Consider the following 17,382-nt stretch of genomic DNA (forward strand, 5'->3'; position numbering starts at 1 on the left):
TTCGACGACGGAAAAGTGCGACGGCGAGGACGCCGGCTACTCCCGGTCGAAGCCGCCGCCCGGCGTCATCGGCTGGCCGGAGTCGCGCGGGCCGTCGCGACGCGTGCGGATATTGCGCGTTGAATCCGGCTGGAGCGACTGATCCAGATGGGCGCCCGCGACGCCGATGCCGAAGTTCGAACCCGGCCCGTCCTGGACGCCGGTGACGCCGGTTCCGCCCGCAAGGGGGCGACGACGCGCCTCATACTGGGCCAGGGCGGCGGCGCCTTCGCGGGCGAAGCGGGCGTCGCGTTCCGGATCGCCGGAGCCGCTGATGGGCGCCGCGGCGGCGGCGCGTTCGCCGAAGCGATCCTCGCAGATGCGGCGTTCCTCCGGGCTCAGCATCTGCGGGCTGGCGCAGCCGGGCCCGCGCGTGCGCAGGCCGCGACCGACCCGGTCGCCCATCGTTTCGGGACGGACCTGCCACGGGTCCGCGCCGGCCGGCGGTGCGGGTGCGCCGGGCGCGGCGGCCCGGGGCGAAGGCGGGGAGGGCGTTTCGTCCTCGTCATCGCGGGGACGGGGCTGGGGCAGCCGAAGGCCGAAGAAGGAGGGGCGCGAGTCCGCCGTTGTCGGCGCGGTCTCGGCGGGCGCCTGAACGGGCTGGGGACGGGGACGGGGCCTTTCATCCTCCAGCAGGGGACGGGGCTCGATATCCAGTAAGATCGTTTGGGGTTCGGCGGGAAGATTGGGCGTCTCCACCGTCAGGACCCGCAGGCCGAGCCCGCCGAGGATGAGGATGTGGGCGGAGACGGAAAGGCCGATCAGCGCGGGCTTGCGCCAGCGCTTGCCGATCCGGGGCCATACCAACGCGCGCCCGTTCATCCGTCCTCCCTGTCCGGCAAGCAGGTGACCCGGCCAGCGTGGCCGTAATGGGGCCGGATCGGGGTCATCGCTCGGTGAACAACGACCGCAGGCCCGGATAGGCCCCTTCGCCCCGGGTGTAGTCGCGCCACGCCTCGTTGGCCTGCCGCTGGCGTTCGAACCCATCCTCCCGCGACTGTTCGGCGCGACTCCGCCGGGGCGTCCCCGCGTCCGCATAGGCTTCCGGCTCCCGGTCCCGGTCCGGCGTGGGGCCGACCAGACAGAGGCGGGCGCCGATACGATCACCGGGCGGCGCGGGGCAGGGGAGCCCCGCCGGGGCCGGTCGTCGCCCGCGCCACGGGTCGTCCATCGCCTGCCCCTGCGCGGGGTTCTGCTCGGCTGGAGGGGGCGCGAGCGGCTCGACGGAACCGGAGGGCGGCCGTGCGCCGGTCGTGGCCGGTGCGCGTGGGCGCGGCGCGGACGGCGGGGCGGTGGAGTGATCAGGAGCGGGACGGGCGGCGGGGAGGGGGCTTCGTCTGGTGGCGGTCCGTCGTGACAGGGTCTCCGTCAGATCAAGCGGTATGAGGTAGACGGGCTCACGGATGGGCGCGGTGGGCGTCGACGGCGTCGACAGGGCGATCGGCAGCAACACGATGACATGCAACGTCAGGGCGGCCACGACCACAAGGCCGCGCTGTCTCGCTGTACTGAGTATTCCCCGTTTCAACCGAACCCCCGCCACCGTCCTCAACCCACGGTGATGGGCGGGTGCGAGCGTGGCGGTATTGGGGCCTGATCGGGGCCGTTCGCCGACCTTCGATCCCTGATGGGCCCGGGCGGACGAGCGGCGCAGGCTATCGGCGCCAACCCTTGACCTGACGGCCCCGCGCGCGTAGAAGCCGCCCACTTTCGAGAAGGATGTCTTTGGACGTCCGGCGAGATCGAGACAATCTAGCGAACGGGCTGTCGCCCGCCGGAACGTCCAAAGCGCGCGTTCCGGCTTTTGCGTTTGTCGCGGTCAAGGCTCGGAACCTCACCCGAGGGCGGCTCCCGTCGTCCGAAAAGAAGGCTCACCGGGGCGCTCCGGCCGAAAGGCACACGCTCCCATCGACTAGAAGAGAACGAGTACTCGATGCCGACTATCAACCAGCTGATCCGCAAGCCGCGCGCCCCCAAGCCGGTCCGTAACAAGGTCCCGGCCCTGAAGGGTTGCCCGCAACGCCGCGGCGTCTGCACCCGCGTTTACACAACGACCCCGAAGAAGCCGAACTCGGCTCTGCGTAAGGTCGCCAAGGTCCGTCTGACCACCGGCATCGAAGCCGTGTGCTACATCCCGGGCGAAGGCCACAACCTGCAGGAGCACTCCGTTGTGTTGATCCGCGGCGGCCGCGTGAAGGACCTTCCGGGCGTTCGCTATCACATCCTGCGCGGCGTGCTCGATACGCAAGGCGTCAAGGACCGCAAGCAGCGCCGTTCGCACTACGGCGCCAAGCGTCCGAAGTAAGCGTTCGCCGCTTCATTCCATTCGCCGATCCGCGCCCCGGGGGTTCGGATCGGCCGTACGATACGTCTTTAGAAGGCCAAGCCCATGTCCCGTCGCCACCGCGCCCAGAAGCGTGAAGTCCTGCCGGATCCCAAGTTCAAGGATCTGACCGTCACCAAGTTCATGAACTACGTCATGTACGAAGGTAAGAAGGCCGTCGCCGAGAACATCGTGTACGGCGCGTTCGACATCCTGGCCGAGAAGAAGAAGGACCAGGAACCCGTCGCGACCTTCCACACCGCGCTGGAAAACGTCGCTCCGGCGGTCGAAGTCCGTTCGCGTCGCGTCGGCGGCGCCACCTATCAGGTGCCGGTCGAAGTTCGTCCGGACCGCCGCAAGGCCCTGGCCATCCGTTGGCTGGTGAACGCCGCCCGCAACCGCGGCGAAAACACCATGACCGAAAAGCTGGCCGCCGAGCTGCTGGACGCTTCGAACAACCGCGGCACCGCCGTGAAGAAGCGCGAAGACACCCACAAGATGGCCGAAGCCAACCGCGCCTTCAGCCACTACCGCTGGTAAGCCTTCAGGGAACCGCCCCTCTTCAAGTGAAGGATGGCGGTTCCTATTTACGTGACTATCCGGCGCGGGCGGTTTGAGCTAAATCGCCCGCGCTCGCTTATCCGAACATTCCCGAGGCGCCTGAAGCGGCGCCGCATTGACCGCAAGGCACGCTCTCATGCCCCGCACGCATAAAATCGAAGACTACCGCAACTTCGGCATCATGGCGCACATCGACGCCGGCAAGACGACGACGACCGAGCGGATCCTGTATTACACCGGCAAGAGCCACAAGATCGGTGAAGTCCACGACGGCGCCGCCACCATGGACTGGATGGACCAGGAACAGGAACGCGGCATCACCATCACGTCGGCCGCGACGACCGCGTTCTGGAATGACAAGCGCCTGAACATCATCGACACCCCCGGCCACGTGGACTTCACCATCGAAGTCGAACGTTCGCTGCGCGTCCTGGACGGCGCCGTGACCGTGCTGGACGGCAACGCCGGCGTTGAGCCGCAGACTGAAACCGTCTGGCGCCAGGCCGACAAATACAACGTTCCGCGCATCGTCTTCGTCAACAAGATGGACAAGATCGGCGCCGACTTCGACAAGTCGGTCGAGTCGATCCGCGACCGTCTGGGCGCCAAGGCTGTGCCGATCCAATTCCCGATCGGCGCCGAGAGCGAGCTGAAGGGTCTGGTCGACCTGGTCCGCATGAAGGCGGTTGTCTGGGACAACGACGGCCTGGGCGCGTCGTATCGCGATGAAGAGATCCCGGCTGATCTGGTCGACAAGGCCAACGAAGCCCGCCAGTACCTGATCGACAACGCCGTCGAACTCGACGACGAGGCGATGGAAGCTTACCTCGAAGGCAACGAGCCGGACGAAGCGACCATCAAGAAGTGCATCCGCAAGGCCGTGCTGACCGGCGCCTTCTACCCGATCCTCTGCGGCTCGGCGTTCAAGAACAAGGGCGTGCAGCCGCTGCTGGACGCCGTCGTCGACTACCTGCCGTCGCCGGTGGACATCCCGCCGACCCCGGGCATCGACTACAAGACCGAAGAGCCGATCACCCGCAAGGCGTCGGACGAAGAGCCCCTGTCGGTTCTGGCCTTCAAGATCATGGACGACCCCTTCGTCGGCTCGATCACCTTCTGCCGCATCTACTCGGGCAAGATGGAAACGGGCATGGGCCTGCTGAACTCGTCGCGCGACAAGAAGGAGCGCGTCGGCCGCATGCTGCTGATGCACTCGAACAACCGCGAGGACATCAAGGAAGCCTACGCCGGCGACATCGTCGCCCTGGCCGGCCTGAAGGAAACCCGCACGGGCGACACCCTGTGCGACCCGATCAAGAACCCGGTCATCCTGGAGCGCATGGAGTTCCCGGCGCCGGTTATCGAGATCGCAGTCGAGCCCAAGTCGAAGGCTGACCAGGAGAAGCTGGGCGTCGCCCTGGCCAAGCTGGCCTCGGAAGACCCGTCCTTCACCGTCTCGACCGACCACGAGTCGGGCCAGACGATCCTGAAGGGCATGGGCGAGCTGCACCTGGACATCAAGATCGACATCCTGAAGCGCACCTACAAGGTCGAAGCCAACATCGGCGCGCCGCAGGTGGCCTACCGTGAATCGATCAGCCGCAAGGCCGAGATCGACTACACCCACAAGAAGCAGACCGGTGGTACGGGTCAGTTCGCCCGCGTCATGATCACCTTCGAACCGGGCGAGCCGGGTTCGGGCTTCGTGTTCGAGTCGGCCATCGTCGGCGGCGCCGTGCCGAAGGAATACATCCCTGGCGTCGAGAAGGGCCTGGAATCGGCCAAGGATAACGGCCTGCTCGCCGGCTTCCCGCTGATCGACTTCAAGGCGACCCTGACGGACGGCAAGTTCCACGACGTCGACTCCAGCGTGCTGGCGTTCGAAATCGCGGCCCGCGCCGCCTTCAAGGAACTGCGCGAGAAGGGCGGACCCAAGCTGCTCGAGCCGATCATGGCCGTCGAGGTCGTGACCCCGGAAGAGTATCTGGGCTCGGTCATCGGCGACCTGAACGGCCGTCGCGGCATGATCCAGGGTCAGGACATGCGCGGTAACGCGACTGTCGTGAACGCCTTCGTGCCGCTGGCCAACATGTTCGGCTATGTGAACACCCTGCGCGGCATGTCGCAGGGCCGCGCGGCCTTCACCATGCAGTACGATCACTACGAAGCGGTGCCGCAACACGTCGCCGACGAAGTGATCAAGAAGTACAGCGCCTAAGCACCAACCAATCCCGGCAGGCCTTCGGGCCTGCCGGACCCCTGAAAACCCCAAGGACTGAAGCCCCCTTTTTCAGGGGACGGAGAGAAGAGAATGGCCAAGGAAAAGTTCGAACGCACGAAGCCGCACTGCAACATCGGCACGATCGGTCACGTTGACCACGGCAAGACGACGCTGACGGCGGCGATCACGATGACGCTGGCGAAGGCCGGCGGCGCCAAGGCGATGAACTACGCCGACATCGACGCCGCGCCGGAAGAAAAGGCCCGCGGCATCACGATCAACACGGCGCACGTCGAGTACGAGACGGCCAACCGTCACTACGCGCACGTCGACTGCCCGGGTCACGCCGACTATGTGAAGAACATGATCACCGGCGCCGCCCAGATGGACGGCGCGATCCTGGTGGTTTCGGCCGCCGACGGCCCGATGCCGCAGACGCGCGAGCACATCCTGCTGGCCCGTCAGGTCGGCGTTCCGGCTCTGGTCGTGTTCATGAACAAGGTCGACCTGGTCGACGACGAAGAGCTGCTCGAGCTGGTCGAGATGGAAGTGCGCGAGCTGCTGTCGTCGTACCAGTTCCCGGGTGACGAGATTCCGATCACCAAGGGCTCGGCCAAGGCCGCGACCGACGGCGTGAACCCGGAAATCGGCGAACAACGCGTTCTGGCGCTGATGGAAACCGTCGACGCCTACATCCCGCAGCCGGAACGTCCGGTGGACCTGCCGTTCCTGATGCCGGTGGAAGACGTCTTCTCGATCTCGGGCCGCGGCACCGTGGTGACCGGTCGCGTCGAGAAGGGCATCGTCAAGGTCGGTGAGGAAGTCGAGATCGTCGGCATCCGTCCGGTCCAGAAGACGACCTGCACGGGCGTGGAAATGTTCCGCAAGCTGCTGGATCAGGGTCAGGCCGGTGACAACGTCGGCGTTCTGCTGCGCGGCACCAAGCGTGAAGACGTCGAGCGCGGTCAGGTTCTGTGCAAGCCGGGTTCGATCACCCCGCACACCAAGTTCCAGGCCGAAGCCTACATCCTGACGAAGGAAGAGGGCGGCCGTCACACGCCGTTCTTCACCAACTACCGTCCGCAGTTCTACTTCCGCACGACGGACGTGACCGGCATCGTGCACCTGAAGGAAGGTGTCGAGATGATCATGCCCGGCGACAACGCCGAGCTGAGCGTCGAGCTGATCACCCCGATCGCCATGGATCAGGGCCTGCGCTTCGCCATCCGTGAAGGCGGCCGCACCGTCGGCGCCGGCGTCGTCGCAAAGATCATCGAGTAATCGACGGTCTGACGATCTGAGTTGAAGAGCCCCGCCGGAGCGATCCGGCGGGGTTTTTCTTTGTCCTTGCGGCGTCCCTCTCCCCCCAGGGGGAGAAGGCAGAGGCTAGATGAACCGCACCTCGACCCCGGGTTTAACCGCCGCGGCCAGTTGCCAGGCGTCCCAGTTGGTCAGGCGGACGCAGCCGTGGGAGGCGGTCTTGCCGATCTTGTCGGGCTCGGGCGTGCCGTGGATGCCGTAGCTGGGCTTGTCCAGGTCGATCCAGACGACGCCGACGGGGTTGTTGGCCCCCGCGGGCACGACGATCCGGCGACCGCCGGGGCCGTAGCTGAGCTTGGCGGGGTCATAGACATAGTCCGGATTGCGGGCGACGCCGTTGACCCTGACCGTCCCGCTCGGCGTCGGATTGTCGCCGCTGCCGATGGTGGCGGGATAGTAGGCCAGCAGGCGGCCATCCCCGGCGAAGGCGCGCACCGAGCCCTCGCCCTTGTCGACGATGATGTGGTCCACATCGGCCGGCAGGGGCGCCGCGCCGATGGCCGGGACGGTGATCTTCTGACCCGCGCGACGGAAGTCCACGCCGGGGTTCAGCGTCTGAAGCAGGTCTTCGGTGATGTGGAAATGCTCGGCGATACGCTCGCGCGGGCTGGTGTAGCGGACGCCGTTGGCGGCCTGTTCCGCCAGTTCCCCCGGCGGCGGGCTGAACGGGCCCGCGACGTCAGACGCGGACAGGGTGTAGGTGGTCATGGCCGGGCGGTCGTCCGCCGATGTCAGCCGATCCATGAGGTCTCCGTCGATGGCGTCGCCCGAAAGCCCGTTCGCCTTTCGATAGGCCGCAACCGCCTGCCGCAGGTTGGAGCCCGGCACGCCGTCGATGACGCCGGGCGAGAAGCTGGAACGATCAAGCAGAACCTGCAGGCGGATCAGGGCGGGATCCGGCTTGACCGGCCCGGTCGGCGCCGCGTTCGGCGCGGCGCCGACCGTGGGGGGGGCGACGGGCTCCGTGATCCGGGCTTCGTTGATCTGGTCAGCCGTGAGGGCGGCGGCCTGTGTCGCGTCCACGGGCGCGCGGGGCTGGTCGGACTGACCGCAGGCGGCGAGGGCCAGGACGGCGGTCGAGGCGACGACCAGACGAAGGGACAGGCGGGGGGACATGCGGGCTCCGGGCCGTTTCAGGTCGGAAACCAACCCGCTGCGGCAGAGCTTGTTCCGGATCGTCGTTCGACGGATCGCGGACGCACCGGAAGGTCCGCGCTTCTTCTGTCTAGCGAAGCCGGGGCGCCAATCCTTCCGCCGTGACCTCGGCCCAGCAGGCATAGCCCGCGTCGTTCAGGTGCAGGTCGTCCGGGCCGACGCCGCCACGCTCCAGACCGCTCCAGCCGGCCATGGCGTCGAAGCGGTGCAGCACGGCGTACTGACCCCGGCGGCCTTCCTCGGAGATGCGACGGGCCATGTCGCCCAGCGCCGGGTTGCGGCCCCGGAACGACGCGTTGGTGGTCGTTTCCGGCAGGCGTTGCGGGTCGATCAGCAGGACATCCACGTCGGCGGCCTGCAGCACCGCCTCGCCGCGATGGAAGTCGGCGAACACGTCATCGACCATCCGGTCGCGCAGCACGTCATTGGTGCCCAGTTGCCAGATGACCAGATCGACGCGCCCGGCGGCCAGTTCGCGCTCCAGCCGGTCAGCGGTCTCCTTCGCCGTTTCGCCGCCGATGCCGCGGTTGAAGACGGTGACGTCCACCCCGGGCAGACGGCGTTCAAGCCCCAGTTCCAGCAGGGGCGCGAAGCCGAGCTCGCGACGGCTGGCGCCGATCCCCTCGATGGACGATGAGCCGACGGCCAGAATACGCAGAGCCCCGGCGCGGACGGCGGCGCGACTGCGGGTCAGGCCCCCGTTGTCCGAAACGAAGCCGGTCTCCAGAGGGCAGACGGCGATCGGCTGGCCGGTCGTGACTGCGGGGCGCGGCGCAGGCGTCTGGGCCCGGGCCGAGACGGGCAGGGCGGAACCGGCGGTGAGGGCGACGGCGGCGAGCATATGGACGGTGAACTTCAAGGATTGGGTTTTCCGGTCGCGGGGTCTGTGGCCGTGTCGCCGGGATTTGAGGAGCCCTCCGAACCCTTGGGCTCGGTCGCCGGGCGGGGCGGCTGGCCGTCCCTGTCGGGGCGCAGGTTCTCGTTCTCGGTTTCGCGGCTATCGGGGCGGTTCGGATCAGTCATGACAGGTCTCCGGGGATTGGGACAAGCGCAACGTGCGACGTCAGGCCCGGCTCCCCGAACACAAATCATTAAGGATGAACGCTCACCGGGCCGAAACGGGCGGTGTGGCATGGAGGACGCTGAAACAGGCCTGTTGAGGCGAAGGGCGGCGGATGACCGGGTTCAAGGTCGACATCCTGAAGGCGGACCAACTGGGCGAGGCCGAGTGGGGCGCGTGGCGCGCCTTTCTGGCGGCGAACCCGGCGCTGAACAGCCCCTATTTCCGGCCCAGCTTCACGCGGGTGGCCGGGCGGATCAGCCCCGACGCGGCGGTGGCCGTGTTCAGCAAGGGCGGCGAGATCGTCGGCTTCTTCCCGCATCAACGGCGCGGGGCGGCGATCCAGCCGCTGGGGGCGCCGATGAACGACTATCACGGCGTCATCGCCCGTCCGGGCGAGGGGCCGACCCTGTCGGAGGTGGCGACTCTGCTGGGAGCGTCGCGCCTGAACGTCACCGCCTGGGTCGGGGATACGCCGCTGGGCGAGGACCGGCGCACGGTGCAGGTCGAGCTGGGCGAGGGCGGCTATGACGGCTGGTACGCCGAGCGGCGCCAGACGTTCGGCAAATTCTTCAAGGACAAGGAGCGCGCCCGGCGCAGCATGGAGGCCGAGTTGGGGCCGTTGCGGATCGAGCGTGGCCTGCATGATCCCAAGCTGCTGGACTGGCTGCTGAACCTGAAGCGGGATCAGTACCGGCGCACCAATCGCCATGACATCTTCGCCTGCGGCTGGACGGCCGAGCTGTTGCACGAACTGCTGCAGACTCAGGGCGAAAACGGCTTCGGCGCCTCGATGGCCGGGCTGTGGGCGGGCGACCGTCTGACCGCGATCGAATTCTCGCTGCACGCGGGCGACCAGTATCATTTCTGGTTCCCGGGCTATGAGCCGTCGCTGGCGCGCTGTTCGCCGGGAATCCTGCTGAGCATGGACACCATGCGGTTGGCCGCCAAGCTGGGCTATCGCACCTTCGACTTCGGGTTCGAGGGCGAGCACTACAAGAAATACTTCTGCAACGGCCACCACATCGTGCGCGAGGCCATGGTGCTGAAGCCCGGCCTCGGCGCGGCCATGAGCCAGGCGGCTGTGAAGGCGCTGGATCTGGCGGGCGAGGGGCGGGGCGAGAAGTTGCGCGCCAGCGTCCGCCGTCGCTGGGCCGCCATCGAGGCCTGTGAAGTCACCCCCGCCAACCGCTTCAGGGGCGCCGTGCAGGCCGCGGGCGCCGCGCTGAACAAGACGCGCTCGAGCAGTGCATCCGCCTGAGGACAGACATGACCAAAGAGATGCTTTCGGCCCGCACCCGCTATTCCGGCCCGATCCGTCAGGCCGAGGCCCATCCGCACAGTCTGGTGGAGCAGGGATTCGCCACGGACGAGTCGCTGGCGGCGATCCTGGACCGCTATCCGGCGGAGTTGTTCGATATCAACCTGTATGACTACGACGACGAGGGGCAGGTCTCCCTGCGCACCGGCGCGCGCGGTCGCCTGGACGGCGCCGAGCTGCTGGCCGCGATCCAGCAGGGGCGTCTGTGGGTCAATATGCGCGAGGTCGAGACCGGCTGGCCCGAACTTTGGGCCGCGGCCATGGTCGAGTTCGGCAAGGTGCAGGCGAAATATCCCGGCATGCGCGCCGTGCGGAACGCCGGCCAGTTGATCCTGTCCTCGCCCAAGGCGCGGGTGCCCTACCATTTCGACCCGGCGGGCGTGGTGCTGTTCCACATGCGCGGTCGCAAGCGGATCTATGTCTATCCGGGCGACGAGGGCCATCTGCCCGAGCGCAATATGGAGCAAGTGGTCGCGCGCCAGACGACCGAGGAACTGCCCTATACGCTCGCGTTCGAGCAGGACGCGCAGGTGATGGATCTGGAGCCGGGTCAGGCGCTGACATGGCCGATCTATGCGCCGCACCGGGTGGAGAATCTGGACCGGTTCTGCGTCAGCCTGTCGATGGACTTCCAGACCTGGCCGTCGCGGTTCCGCAACGGGGCGCTCTACACCAACGCTGTCTTGCGCAGCCGGGGACGGAGCCCGCGTATGACCGACCGGATGGCGACACCCGAACTGGCGGCCCGCTGGGCGGCATCGCTGGCGCTGAAGAAGGCGGGTGCGCTGAAGAGTCGGCTCGAGCATTTCGAACGCGATTTCGAGCCGGAAGTCGGCGTGGCCGACGGCGCGGGCTCGCTCAGAACCTGAACATCCTGAAAGGCCGGCCCTGCCGTTCAGGCGGCGCGGGGCTTTGGACGGGAATTCTTACAACGGGGTCATGACCTCCTATTAAAGTGACTTCGACGCCCGGCGGACGCACCCTTTCCTCACATCGGACAGGGAGGCCCGTCATGAAATCCGCCACCGCAATCGCCGTATCCGCCGCCGCGCTCGCCGCCATGGCCAGCCCCGCGTTCGCCGGAGAGCCGAACGTCGAAATCCGCAACGCCGTCGCCCGGGTGTCGGTCATCGTCGAGGACCGCGCGGACATTTCGGTCGAGGTTCAGCGCGGCCGGTCGCAGCTTCCGGCCATCCAGGTCTCGCGTCACGGCGACGAGGTCCGCATCGACGGCGGACTGGGCGGACGCCGTGGCGGCCTGTTCAACCGCGGAAACAGCCGCATCCGCGAGTGCCACTCGGGCCGCGTTGACGCTCGGCCGGGCGAGGGCGCCTGGGTTCAGGTGCGAGATCTGGGCCGGGTGAATCTGGAAGACGCCCCGCAAATCATCATCCGCACGCCCCGCCGGGTAGACATCGCCGCCAACGGCGCGGTCTTCGGCGCCGTCGGTCGCGGCGCGCGCTCGGTGGAGCTGGCCAACGGCGGCTGCGGTCGCTGGGATGTGGCCAACGTCGACGGCCCGGTCTCGCTGAGCCTGGGCGGTTCTGGCGACATCCGGGCGGGCAACGCCGGGTCTCTGGAGATCGCCATCGGCGGGTCCGGCTCGGTCGCGGCGGGAACGTCGAACGCGCTGGATATTTCGATCGGCGGGTCCGGTTCGGTCCGCGCCGGGGCGACGCGCCGGCTTGAGGTCGCCATCGGCGGCTCGGGCGATGTGGGCGTGGCCCGTCTGGACGGAGATATGGACGTCGCCATCGGCGGTTCGGGCGACGTGGACGTGCGCGGCGGAACGGCTCCGAACGTCGATGTGGCCGTCGCCGGATCAGGAGACGTCAGTTTCCGCGGCGTGGCCGGCAATGTGGATGTGACGGTCATGGGCAGCGGCGATGTGAACATCGCGCGGGCCACCGGCTCGGTCAGCCGCCAGGTGGCGGGGGGCGGAGACGTGCATATCGGACGCTGACGGTCAGACAGCGAACGGTGACGGGAAGAGCCCGGGGATGTGGAACCCCCCGGGCTCTTTTCATGTCCGGTCATGTCCGGCGCCGGGCCAGGTTTACGCCGGGCGGGGTGTAGTGCTGTCGGAGGGCGGCATCTGAAGCGCTTTGCTCCGGTCCGGACAAGGCGCGCGGTATCCGGGCGCTCGTGCAAACGGCATGAAGAAGCCCCGGCGGATCGCTCCACCGGGGCTTCAACAGCTCAGCCGAAAGGCTGTCGTTCGGCTTAGAAGGCGCCGGCGAGGGCGCCCACGCTGGCGGCGGTGCGGCCGAGATCGGCGCCCAAACGCGAGCGGGTCTGCAGGTCGCCACCGAAGGTGTAGCGCAGGCCGACGGTCAGGGTGTTGATCGACAGATCGACGTCTTCCAGCTCGGCGTAACCGTAGTTGGCGGTCAGGCTGAACGGGGTGTCGGCGATCTGGTATTCGCCGCCGGCGTTGATCGACCAGACGTCGATGTCCGAGCCGCCGCCGTCGACGGTGTGCCAGCCCAGGCCGCCGTTCACGCGCAGGGCCGGGGTGATGAAGTAGGCGACGTCGCCGCCGACGCTCCAGGCGTCGATGTCGGCGTCGTCGGCGGTTTCATAGGCCACCGAACCCGTCAGGGTCATGTTGTTGATGTAGGCTTGGGCTTCAGCGCCGAAGGCCCACAGGGTGTCGTCGCCGAACTCGGCGCCGCCGGTGAAGCCGCCGACGCGGAACGTGTCATTGATCATGACGGTGCCGTGGACGGCGCCGTCCACGCTGCTGTTGTCCTGACCGGCGACGGCGTTGTTGTTGTACGAGAAGCCGCCGTCCAGCGTGACGGTGAACGGGCCGGTGACCGGGATGGCGGCGGCGACGTCAACCTTGCCGTTCTCGGCCGTGAAGTCCGAACCGAAGGCGTCGTACTTGACGTTGTTGTAGCCGATGCCGACCGAACCGACGGCGTCCTGGGCGAAGGCCGGGGCGGCGGCGAAGGCGGCGACGGCGGCGGTGGCGAGGAAGAGCGTTTTCATTCTTGTTTTCCTTATTCCGCAGCAAGGGGGAAGGCGCGCTGCGATTTGAGGCGAGCTATCAGGCGGGCTCCCAGCGTCGCCATTACAAAAGCTTCACAAAACAGCGGCTTACCGACCTTGTGGCTTCTCCGTCACGCATTGTGGCGCCGTTGCGGCAGTGGTGCGGACAGATAGCGGCGGCGTCTGAAATCAAAGTCAGAAACCGATGGTTCTGTGGCTCGTCGGCCTGACGCAGGGTCGTGGAGGGAGGACGGTCACATGCGATGGAATCAGATCGGCTGGGCGTCGGTCGTGGCGGCGGCGGGACTTTTCATCAGTGTGGCGGATGCGCGAGCACAGACGCCGCCGGAGGGCTTCGTCTGGTACGTGCTGAACGCGCTGAACGGCTTTTATCTCGACGTCGATGATCCGACGAACCGGCCCCCTTTGGTCACCGAAATTCCGGACGGCGTGCTTGAGCCGGTGGAGGTGAGCGGCGACGACCGGACTGACTGGCTCATCCGTTGGCCCGACTCCACGCAGTTCTGCGGCACCGGCGGTTGTCGCGCCACTTTATATCTAAGCGGCGAAGACGGCTTCATTCGCGCCTTTGATCGACAGGCCCTTCGCTTCGAAGTGAAGACGGTCGATGGGGAGGTCCGGGTCGAAGCCGCGCTGCACCATCTATACTGCGATAGCGGCCGGAATGAATGCCTGCGCGCCTGGGCGTGGGAGCCTGCGGCCGGGCGGCTACAGGAGCGGCCCTCCAGTGACGGGATCAGCCGCCTGACCATCGTCGCGCCTGTCGACCTGGGCGAAGAGGCGGACGGGTCGCCGATTCTGCCGGACTGGACCCCATCGACGCTCGAGGAGATCCGCTTCCACAGCCGGGTCTGGCGTCCGGCGACGACGGAGGAGGGGCCCAGCCTCTGTCAGGCAGAACTGTTCGACACACCGGATGTGAATGGCGATGGGCTGCGCGACTGGGTGTTCACCCCCGCCGGCGAATGCGATGGCGAGCCGGAAAGCGGCTTTCAGGTCTGGGTGACCATGGGACCCGGTCCGGGGCCGCAGGGACGCGGAGGGCCGGTCGCGCTGGCCTATACCGCCCCGCCGGAGCGCTGGGCCGAGTATGAAGTGTCGGAGCGTCCGGCTATGCTTATGGTGGTCGCGCCCTGTGGAGAGGGAGCGGATTGCGGCGGTATTCCACTGCGCTGGAACGCTTCGACAGGCCGTCTGGTGGAGTAGGCGGAAAACCCCGCCCCGACACAGTTTCGCCGCTTGACGAACGGGGACTCAATCGGCATAAGCGCCCACTCTTGTTGGACCGGCTGTGCACCTCCGGGTGCAGACGCGGTTCGCAAGAACGACCTGAGTGCCTGTTCTTTGCAGTTTCTTGGGACTCCAACGGCCTTCGCGGGGTACTGCGTGGGCCGATCGTTTTTGCGGACGTGCGTACTCTGAAGGCTTTCTGGCCTGAAGACCTCCGGTCTTTGAAATGGTTCACAGGGACGCAGGTTCGCCTGCTTGGGAATAACAACCGATATGGATCAGAGCATCCGCATCAGGCTCAAGGCCTTCGATCACCGCGTCCTCGACTTTTCGACGCGCGAAATCGTCAATACGGCCAAGCGCACCGGCGCGACCGTCCGCGGTCCGATTCCGCTGCCGACCCTGATCGAAAAGTTCACCGTGAACCGCTCGCCGCACGTCGACAAGAAGTCGCGCGAGCAGTTTGAAATCCGCACGCACAAGCGTGTCCTCGACATCGTCGACCCCACTCCGCAGACCGTGGACGCGCTCATGAAGCTCGACCTCTCTGCCGGCGTGGACGTCGAGATCAAGATTTAAAGAAGAAAGAGGCGGGATCCGATGCGCACGGGCGTGATCGCCAAGAAGCTGGGCATGACCCGCGTGTTCGCCGATGACGGCGCGCACGTTCCGGTCACTGTGCTGCAGCTCGACGGCTGCCAAGTCGTCGGCCAACGTACCCAGGAGCGTGACGGCTACGTCGCTCTCCAGCTGGGCGCTGGCACCAAGAAGGCCAAGAACACCAACAAGGCTCAACGCGAAGCTTTCGCGAAGCTGGAAGTGGAGCCGAAGGCCTATGTGACCGAGTTCCGCGTTGACGCGGACGCCCTGGTCGAAGTCGGCGCCGAGTTCTCGGCTGACCACTTCGTCGCGGGCCAGAAGGTCGATGTCCAGGCCGAGACCATCGGCAAGGGCTTCGCCGGCGCCATGAAGCGCTGGAACTTCGGCGGCCTTCGCGCCACCCACGGTGTGTCGGTTTCGCACCGCTCGCACGGTTCGACGGGTAACCGTCAGGACCCGGGCCGGACGTTCCCCGGCAAGAAGATGGCCGGCCACCTCGGCCAGGAAGTCGTCACCACCCAGAACCTGACCGTCTTCCGCGTTGACGCGGAACGCGGCCTGATCCTGATCAAGGGCGCTGTCCCCGGTCACGAAGGCACGTGGGTCAAGATCCGCGACGCCGTGAAGAAGGCCCGCCCGGCTGAAGCCCCGTTCCCCGGTGGCGTGAAGTCGTCGGCCGCTCCGGCTGCTCAACCCGCTGAGACCCCGGCTGAAGAAGCTCCGGCCGTCGAAGCGACCGAAGGCGGTGAAGCGTAATGAAACTCTCGGTCATCAAACTCGACGGCAAGGCCTCGGGCGACGTTGAACTGTCGGACGCCGTCTTCGGCATCTCCGACATTCGCGGCGACCTGCTGGCCCGCTACGTCAACTGGCAGCTGGCCAAGCGCCGCGCCGGCACGCACAAGGTTCAAACCCGCAACGAGAACTCTCGTACGGGCAAGAAGATGTACAAGCAGAAGGGCACCGGCGGCGCCCGTCACGGTTCGCGCCGTGCGCCGCAGTTCGTCGGTGGTTCGCGCGCTTTCGGTCCGGTCGTTCGCTCGCACGCCTATGACCTGCCCAAGAAGGTCCGCGCCCTGGCCCTGCGTCACGCGCTGTCGTCGAAAGCCAAGGCCGGTTCGCTGGTCGTGGTCGACACCGTCGCCGTGAAGGAAGCCAAGACCGCCTCGCTGCGCGAAACCTTCGGCAAGCTGGGCTGGACCAAGGCTCTGATCATCGCTGGTCCGGAAGTCGACGTGAACTTCGGCCTGGCCGCTCGCAACATCCCGCACATCGACGTGCTGCCGAACGCCGGCCTGAACGTCTATGACATCCTGCGGGCCGACAAGCTGGTGCTGACGAAGGCTGCTGTTGAAGCCATCGAAGCCCGCTTCGCGAAGAAGGAGGCCGCGTAATGGCCGGCGCTCAACCGACCGCGCGTCACTACGACACCATCCTGGCTCCGGTGATCACCGAGAAGGCCACGATCCTGTCGGAACAGAACAAGGTCGTCTTCCGCGTCGCGGAAAACGCCTCGAAGGACGAGATCGCCGCTGCGGTCGAGGCCCTGTTCAAGGTCAACGTGCTGAAGGTCAACACCCTCGTTCAGAAGGGCAAGACCAAGCGTTTCCGCGGCATTCTTGGCCGTCGGGTCGACATCAAAAAAGCGATCGTGACGCTGGCTGAAGGCCAGTCGATCGACGTCACCACGGGGCTCTAAGCACATGGCTTTGAAGACCTACAATCCGACTTCGCCGGGCCGTCGCGCCCTGGTGCTGATCGACCGCTCGGAGCTCCACAAGGGCCGTCCCGAGAAGTCGCTGACCGAAGGCCTGACCAAGTCGGGCGGTCGTGGTCAGGGCGGTCGCATCGCTGTCCGCTTCCGCGGCGGCGGCGCCAAGACCCTGTACCGCAAGATCGACTTCAAGCGTCGCAAGTTCGCCTCGGCGACCGTCGAACGCCTGGAATACGATCCGAACCGCACCGCCTTCATCGCCCTCATCACCTATGAGGACGGCGAGAAAGCCTACATCATCGCGCCGCAACGCCTGAAGGCGGGCGACACGGTGGTCGCTGGTGAAAAGGTCGACGTGAAGCCGGGCAATGCGATGCCGCTGCGCTCGATCCCGGTCGGCACGATCATCCACAACGTCGAAATGAAGCCGGGCAAGGGCGCCCAGCTGGCCCGCTCGGCCGGCGCCTACGCCCAGCTGGTCGGCCGCGATCAGGGCTACGCCCAGATCCGTCTCGGCTCGGGTGAGCTTCGCATGGTCCTGGACGGCTGCATGGCCACGGTGGGCGCGGTTTCGAACCCCGACCACATGAACCAGAACCTCGGCAAGGCCGGTCGCAAGCGTCACATGGGCTTCCGCCCGCACGTCCGCGGCGTCGCCATGAACCCGATCGACCACCCGCACGGTGGTGGTGAAGGCCGGACCTCTGGTGGTCGCACCCCGGTTACGCCGTGGGGCAAGGACACCAAGGGCACCCGCACCCGCAAGAACAAGGCGACGGACAAGTACATCATCCGTACCCGTCACGTTAAGAAGGCTCGCTAA

The 17,382-nt window shown here is 66.9% G+C and carries 19 protein-coding genes; 13 read left to right on the plus strand and 6 right to left on the minus strand.

Going from position 1 to position 17,382, the window contains the following annotated elements:
- Nucleotides 1–36: 36 nt before the first annotated feature.
- Complete coding sequence (locus FKQ52_RS05470) at nucleotides 37–861, minus strand: hypothetical protein (RefSeq protein WP_141626241.1); 825 nt, start codon at nucleotides 859–861, stop codon at nucleotides 37–39.
- A gap of 64 nt (nucleotides 862–925) precedes the next feature.
- Nucleotides 926–1,519, minus strand: a complete 594-nt coding sequence (locus FKQ52_RS05475; protein WP_141626242.1) for a hypothetical protein — start codon at nucleotides 1,517–1,519, stop codon at nucleotides 926–928.
- Nucleotides 1,520–1,972: 453 nt separating this feature from the next.
- Between FKQ52_RS05475 and rpsL the strand changes: the two genes are divergently transcribed.
- From rpsL to tuf, 4 genes are all read left to right on the plus strand, one after another.
- The gene (rpsL, locus tag FKQ52_RS05480) at nucleotides 1,973–2,344 is read left to right on the plus strand and encodes a 30S ribosomal protein S12 (RefSeq protein ID WP_056453566.1); all 372 of its coding nucleotides are present in this window, start codon (nucleotides 1,973–1,975) and stop codon (nucleotides 2,342–2,344) included.
- Between the two features lie 84 nt (nucleotides 2,345–2,428).
- The gene (rpsG, locus tag FKQ52_RS05485) at nucleotides 2,429–2,902 is read left to right on the plus strand and encodes a 30S ribosomal protein S7 (protein ID WP_141626243.1); all 474 of its coding nucleotides are present in this window, start codon (nucleotides 2,429–2,431) and stop codon (nucleotides 2,900–2,902) included.
- A 157-nt stretch (nucleotides 2,903–3,059) separates the two neighbouring features.
- Nucleotides 3,060–5,141, plus strand: coding sequence for an elongation factor G (fusA, locus tag FKQ52_RS05490; RefSeq protein WP_141626244.1), 2,082 nt, complete (start codon nucleotides 3,060–3,062; stop codon nucleotides 5,139–5,141).
- A gap of 93 nt (nucleotides 5,142–5,234) precedes the next feature.
- Nucleotides 5,235–6,425 carry an elongation factor Tu gene (gene tuf / locus FKQ52_RS05495; RefSeq protein ID WP_141626245.1) on the plus strand — a complete coding sequence of 397 codons (1,191 nt, stop codon included), beginning with the start codon at nucleotides 5,235–5,237 and terminating at the stop codon, nucleotides 6,423–6,425.
- A gap of 105 nt (nucleotides 6,426–6,530) precedes the next feature.
- Here the strand turns inward: tuf and FKQ52_RS05500 are convergent, their stop codons facing one another.
- From FKQ52_RS05500 to FKQ52_RS16395, 3 genes are all read right to left on the minus strand, one after another.
- Entirely contained in the window at nucleotides 6,531–7,580 is a 1,050-nt protein-coding gene (locus FKQ52_RS05500) for a L,D-transpeptidase family protein (RefSeq protein WP_141626246.1), read from the minus strand.
- Between the two features lie 109 nt (nucleotides 7,581–7,689).
- Entirely contained in the window at nucleotides 7,690–8,478 is a 789-nt protein-coding gene (locus FKQ52_RS05505) for an SGNH/GDSL hydrolase family protein (protein ID WP_141626247.1), read from the minus strand.
- On the minus strand, nucleotides 8,475–8,642 hold the full coding sequence (locus tag FKQ52_RS16395; protein WP_168196798.1) for a hypothetical protein: 168 nt from the start codon (nucleotides 8,640–8,642) through the stop codon (nucleotides 8,475–8,477). The genes FKQ52_RS05505 and FKQ52_RS16395 overlap by 4 nt, the downstream gene beginning before the upstream one ends.
- A gap of 152 nt (nucleotides 8,643–8,794) precedes the next feature.
- On the opposite strand from FKQ52_RS16395, the gene FKQ52_RS05510 reads away from it, so the two are divergent.
- From FKQ52_RS05510 to FKQ52_RS05520, 3 genes are all read left to right on the plus strand, one after another.
- Nucleotides 8,795–9,940: a GNAT family N-acetyltransferase gene (locus FKQ52_RS05510; RefSeq protein ID WP_141626248.1), complete on the plus strand. Its 1,146-nt coding sequence runs from the start codon at nucleotides 8,795–8,797 to the stop codon at nucleotides 9,938–9,940.
- Nucleotides 9,941–9,948: 8 nt separating this feature from the next.
- Nucleotides 9,949–10,869 (plus strand): cupin-like domain-containing protein, encoded by a 921-nt coding sequence (locus tag FKQ52_RS05515; RefSeq protein WP_240811749.1) that lies wholly within the window; start codon nucleotides 9,949–9,951, stop codon nucleotides 10,867–10,869.
- Nucleotides 10,870–11,012: 143 nt separating this feature from the next.
- Nucleotides 11,013–11,963, plus strand: coding sequence for a GIN domain-containing protein (locus FKQ52_RS05520; protein ID WP_141626249.1), 951 nt, complete (start codon nucleotides 11,013–11,015; stop codon nucleotides 11,961–11,963).
- Nucleotides 11,964–12,223: 260 nt separating this feature from the next.
- Here FKQ52_RS05520 and FKQ52_RS05525 read toward each other — a convergent pair whose 3' ends face one another.
- Nucleotides 12,224–12,994, minus strand: a complete 771-nt coding sequence (locus tag FKQ52_RS05525; RefSeq protein ID WP_141626250.1) for a porin — start codon at nucleotides 12,992–12,994, stop codon at nucleotides 12,224–12,226.
- 258 nt (nucleotides 12,995–13,252) lie between these two features.
- Here FKQ52_RS05525 and FKQ52_RS05530 point away from each other — a divergent pair, with 258 nt between their 5' ends.
- From FKQ52_RS05530 to rplB, 6 genes are all read left to right on the plus strand, one after another.
- On the plus strand, nucleotides 13,253–14,221 hold the full coding sequence (locus FKQ52_RS05530) for a hypothetical protein (RefSeq protein ID WP_141626251.1): 969 nt from the start codon (nucleotides 13,253–13,255) through the stop codon (nucleotides 14,219–14,221).
- A gap of 297 nt (nucleotides 14,222–14,518) precedes the next feature.
- Nucleotides 14,519–14,824, plus strand: coding sequence for a 30S ribosomal protein S10 (gene rpsJ / locus FKQ52_RS05535; protein ID WP_003164367.1), 306 nt, complete (start codon nucleotides 14,519–14,521; stop codon nucleotides 14,822–14,824).
- Between the two features lie 21 nt (nucleotides 14,825–14,845).
- A complete protein-coding gene (gene rplC, locus FKQ52_RS05540) occupies nucleotides 14,846–15,601 on the plus strand; it encodes a 50S ribosomal protein L3 (protein WP_141626252.1) in 756 nt (251 codons plus the stop codon).
- Nucleotides 15,601–16,239, plus strand: a complete 639-nt coding sequence (gene rplD, locus FKQ52_RS05545; RefSeq protein ID WP_141626253.1) for a 50S ribosomal protein L4 — start codon at nucleotides 15,601–15,603, stop codon at nucleotides 16,237–16,239. Before rplC ends, rplD begins: the two co-directional genes overlap by 1 nt.
- Nucleotides 16,239–16,544 (plus strand): 50S ribosomal protein L23, encoded by a 306-nt coding sequence (locus FKQ52_RS05550; RefSeq protein WP_141626254.1) that lies wholly within the window; start codon nucleotides 16,239–16,241, stop codon nucleotides 16,542–16,544. The genes rplD and FKQ52_RS05550 overlap by 1 nt, the downstream gene beginning before the upstream one ends.
- A 4-nt stretch (nucleotides 16,545–16,548) precedes the next feature.
- Complete coding sequence (gene rplB, locus FKQ52_RS05555; RefSeq protein ID WP_141626255.1) at nucleotides 16,549–17,382, plus strand: 50S ribosomal protein L2; 834 nt, start codon at nucleotides 16,549–16,551, stop codon at nucleotides 17,380–17,382.

Origin of the sequence: Brevundimonas sp. M20 (genome assembly GCF_006547065.1) — a bacterium.
In the GTDB taxonomy this organism is placed as follows: Bacteria; Pseudomonadota; Alphaproteobacteria; order Caulobacterales; family Caulobacteraceae; genus Brevundimonas.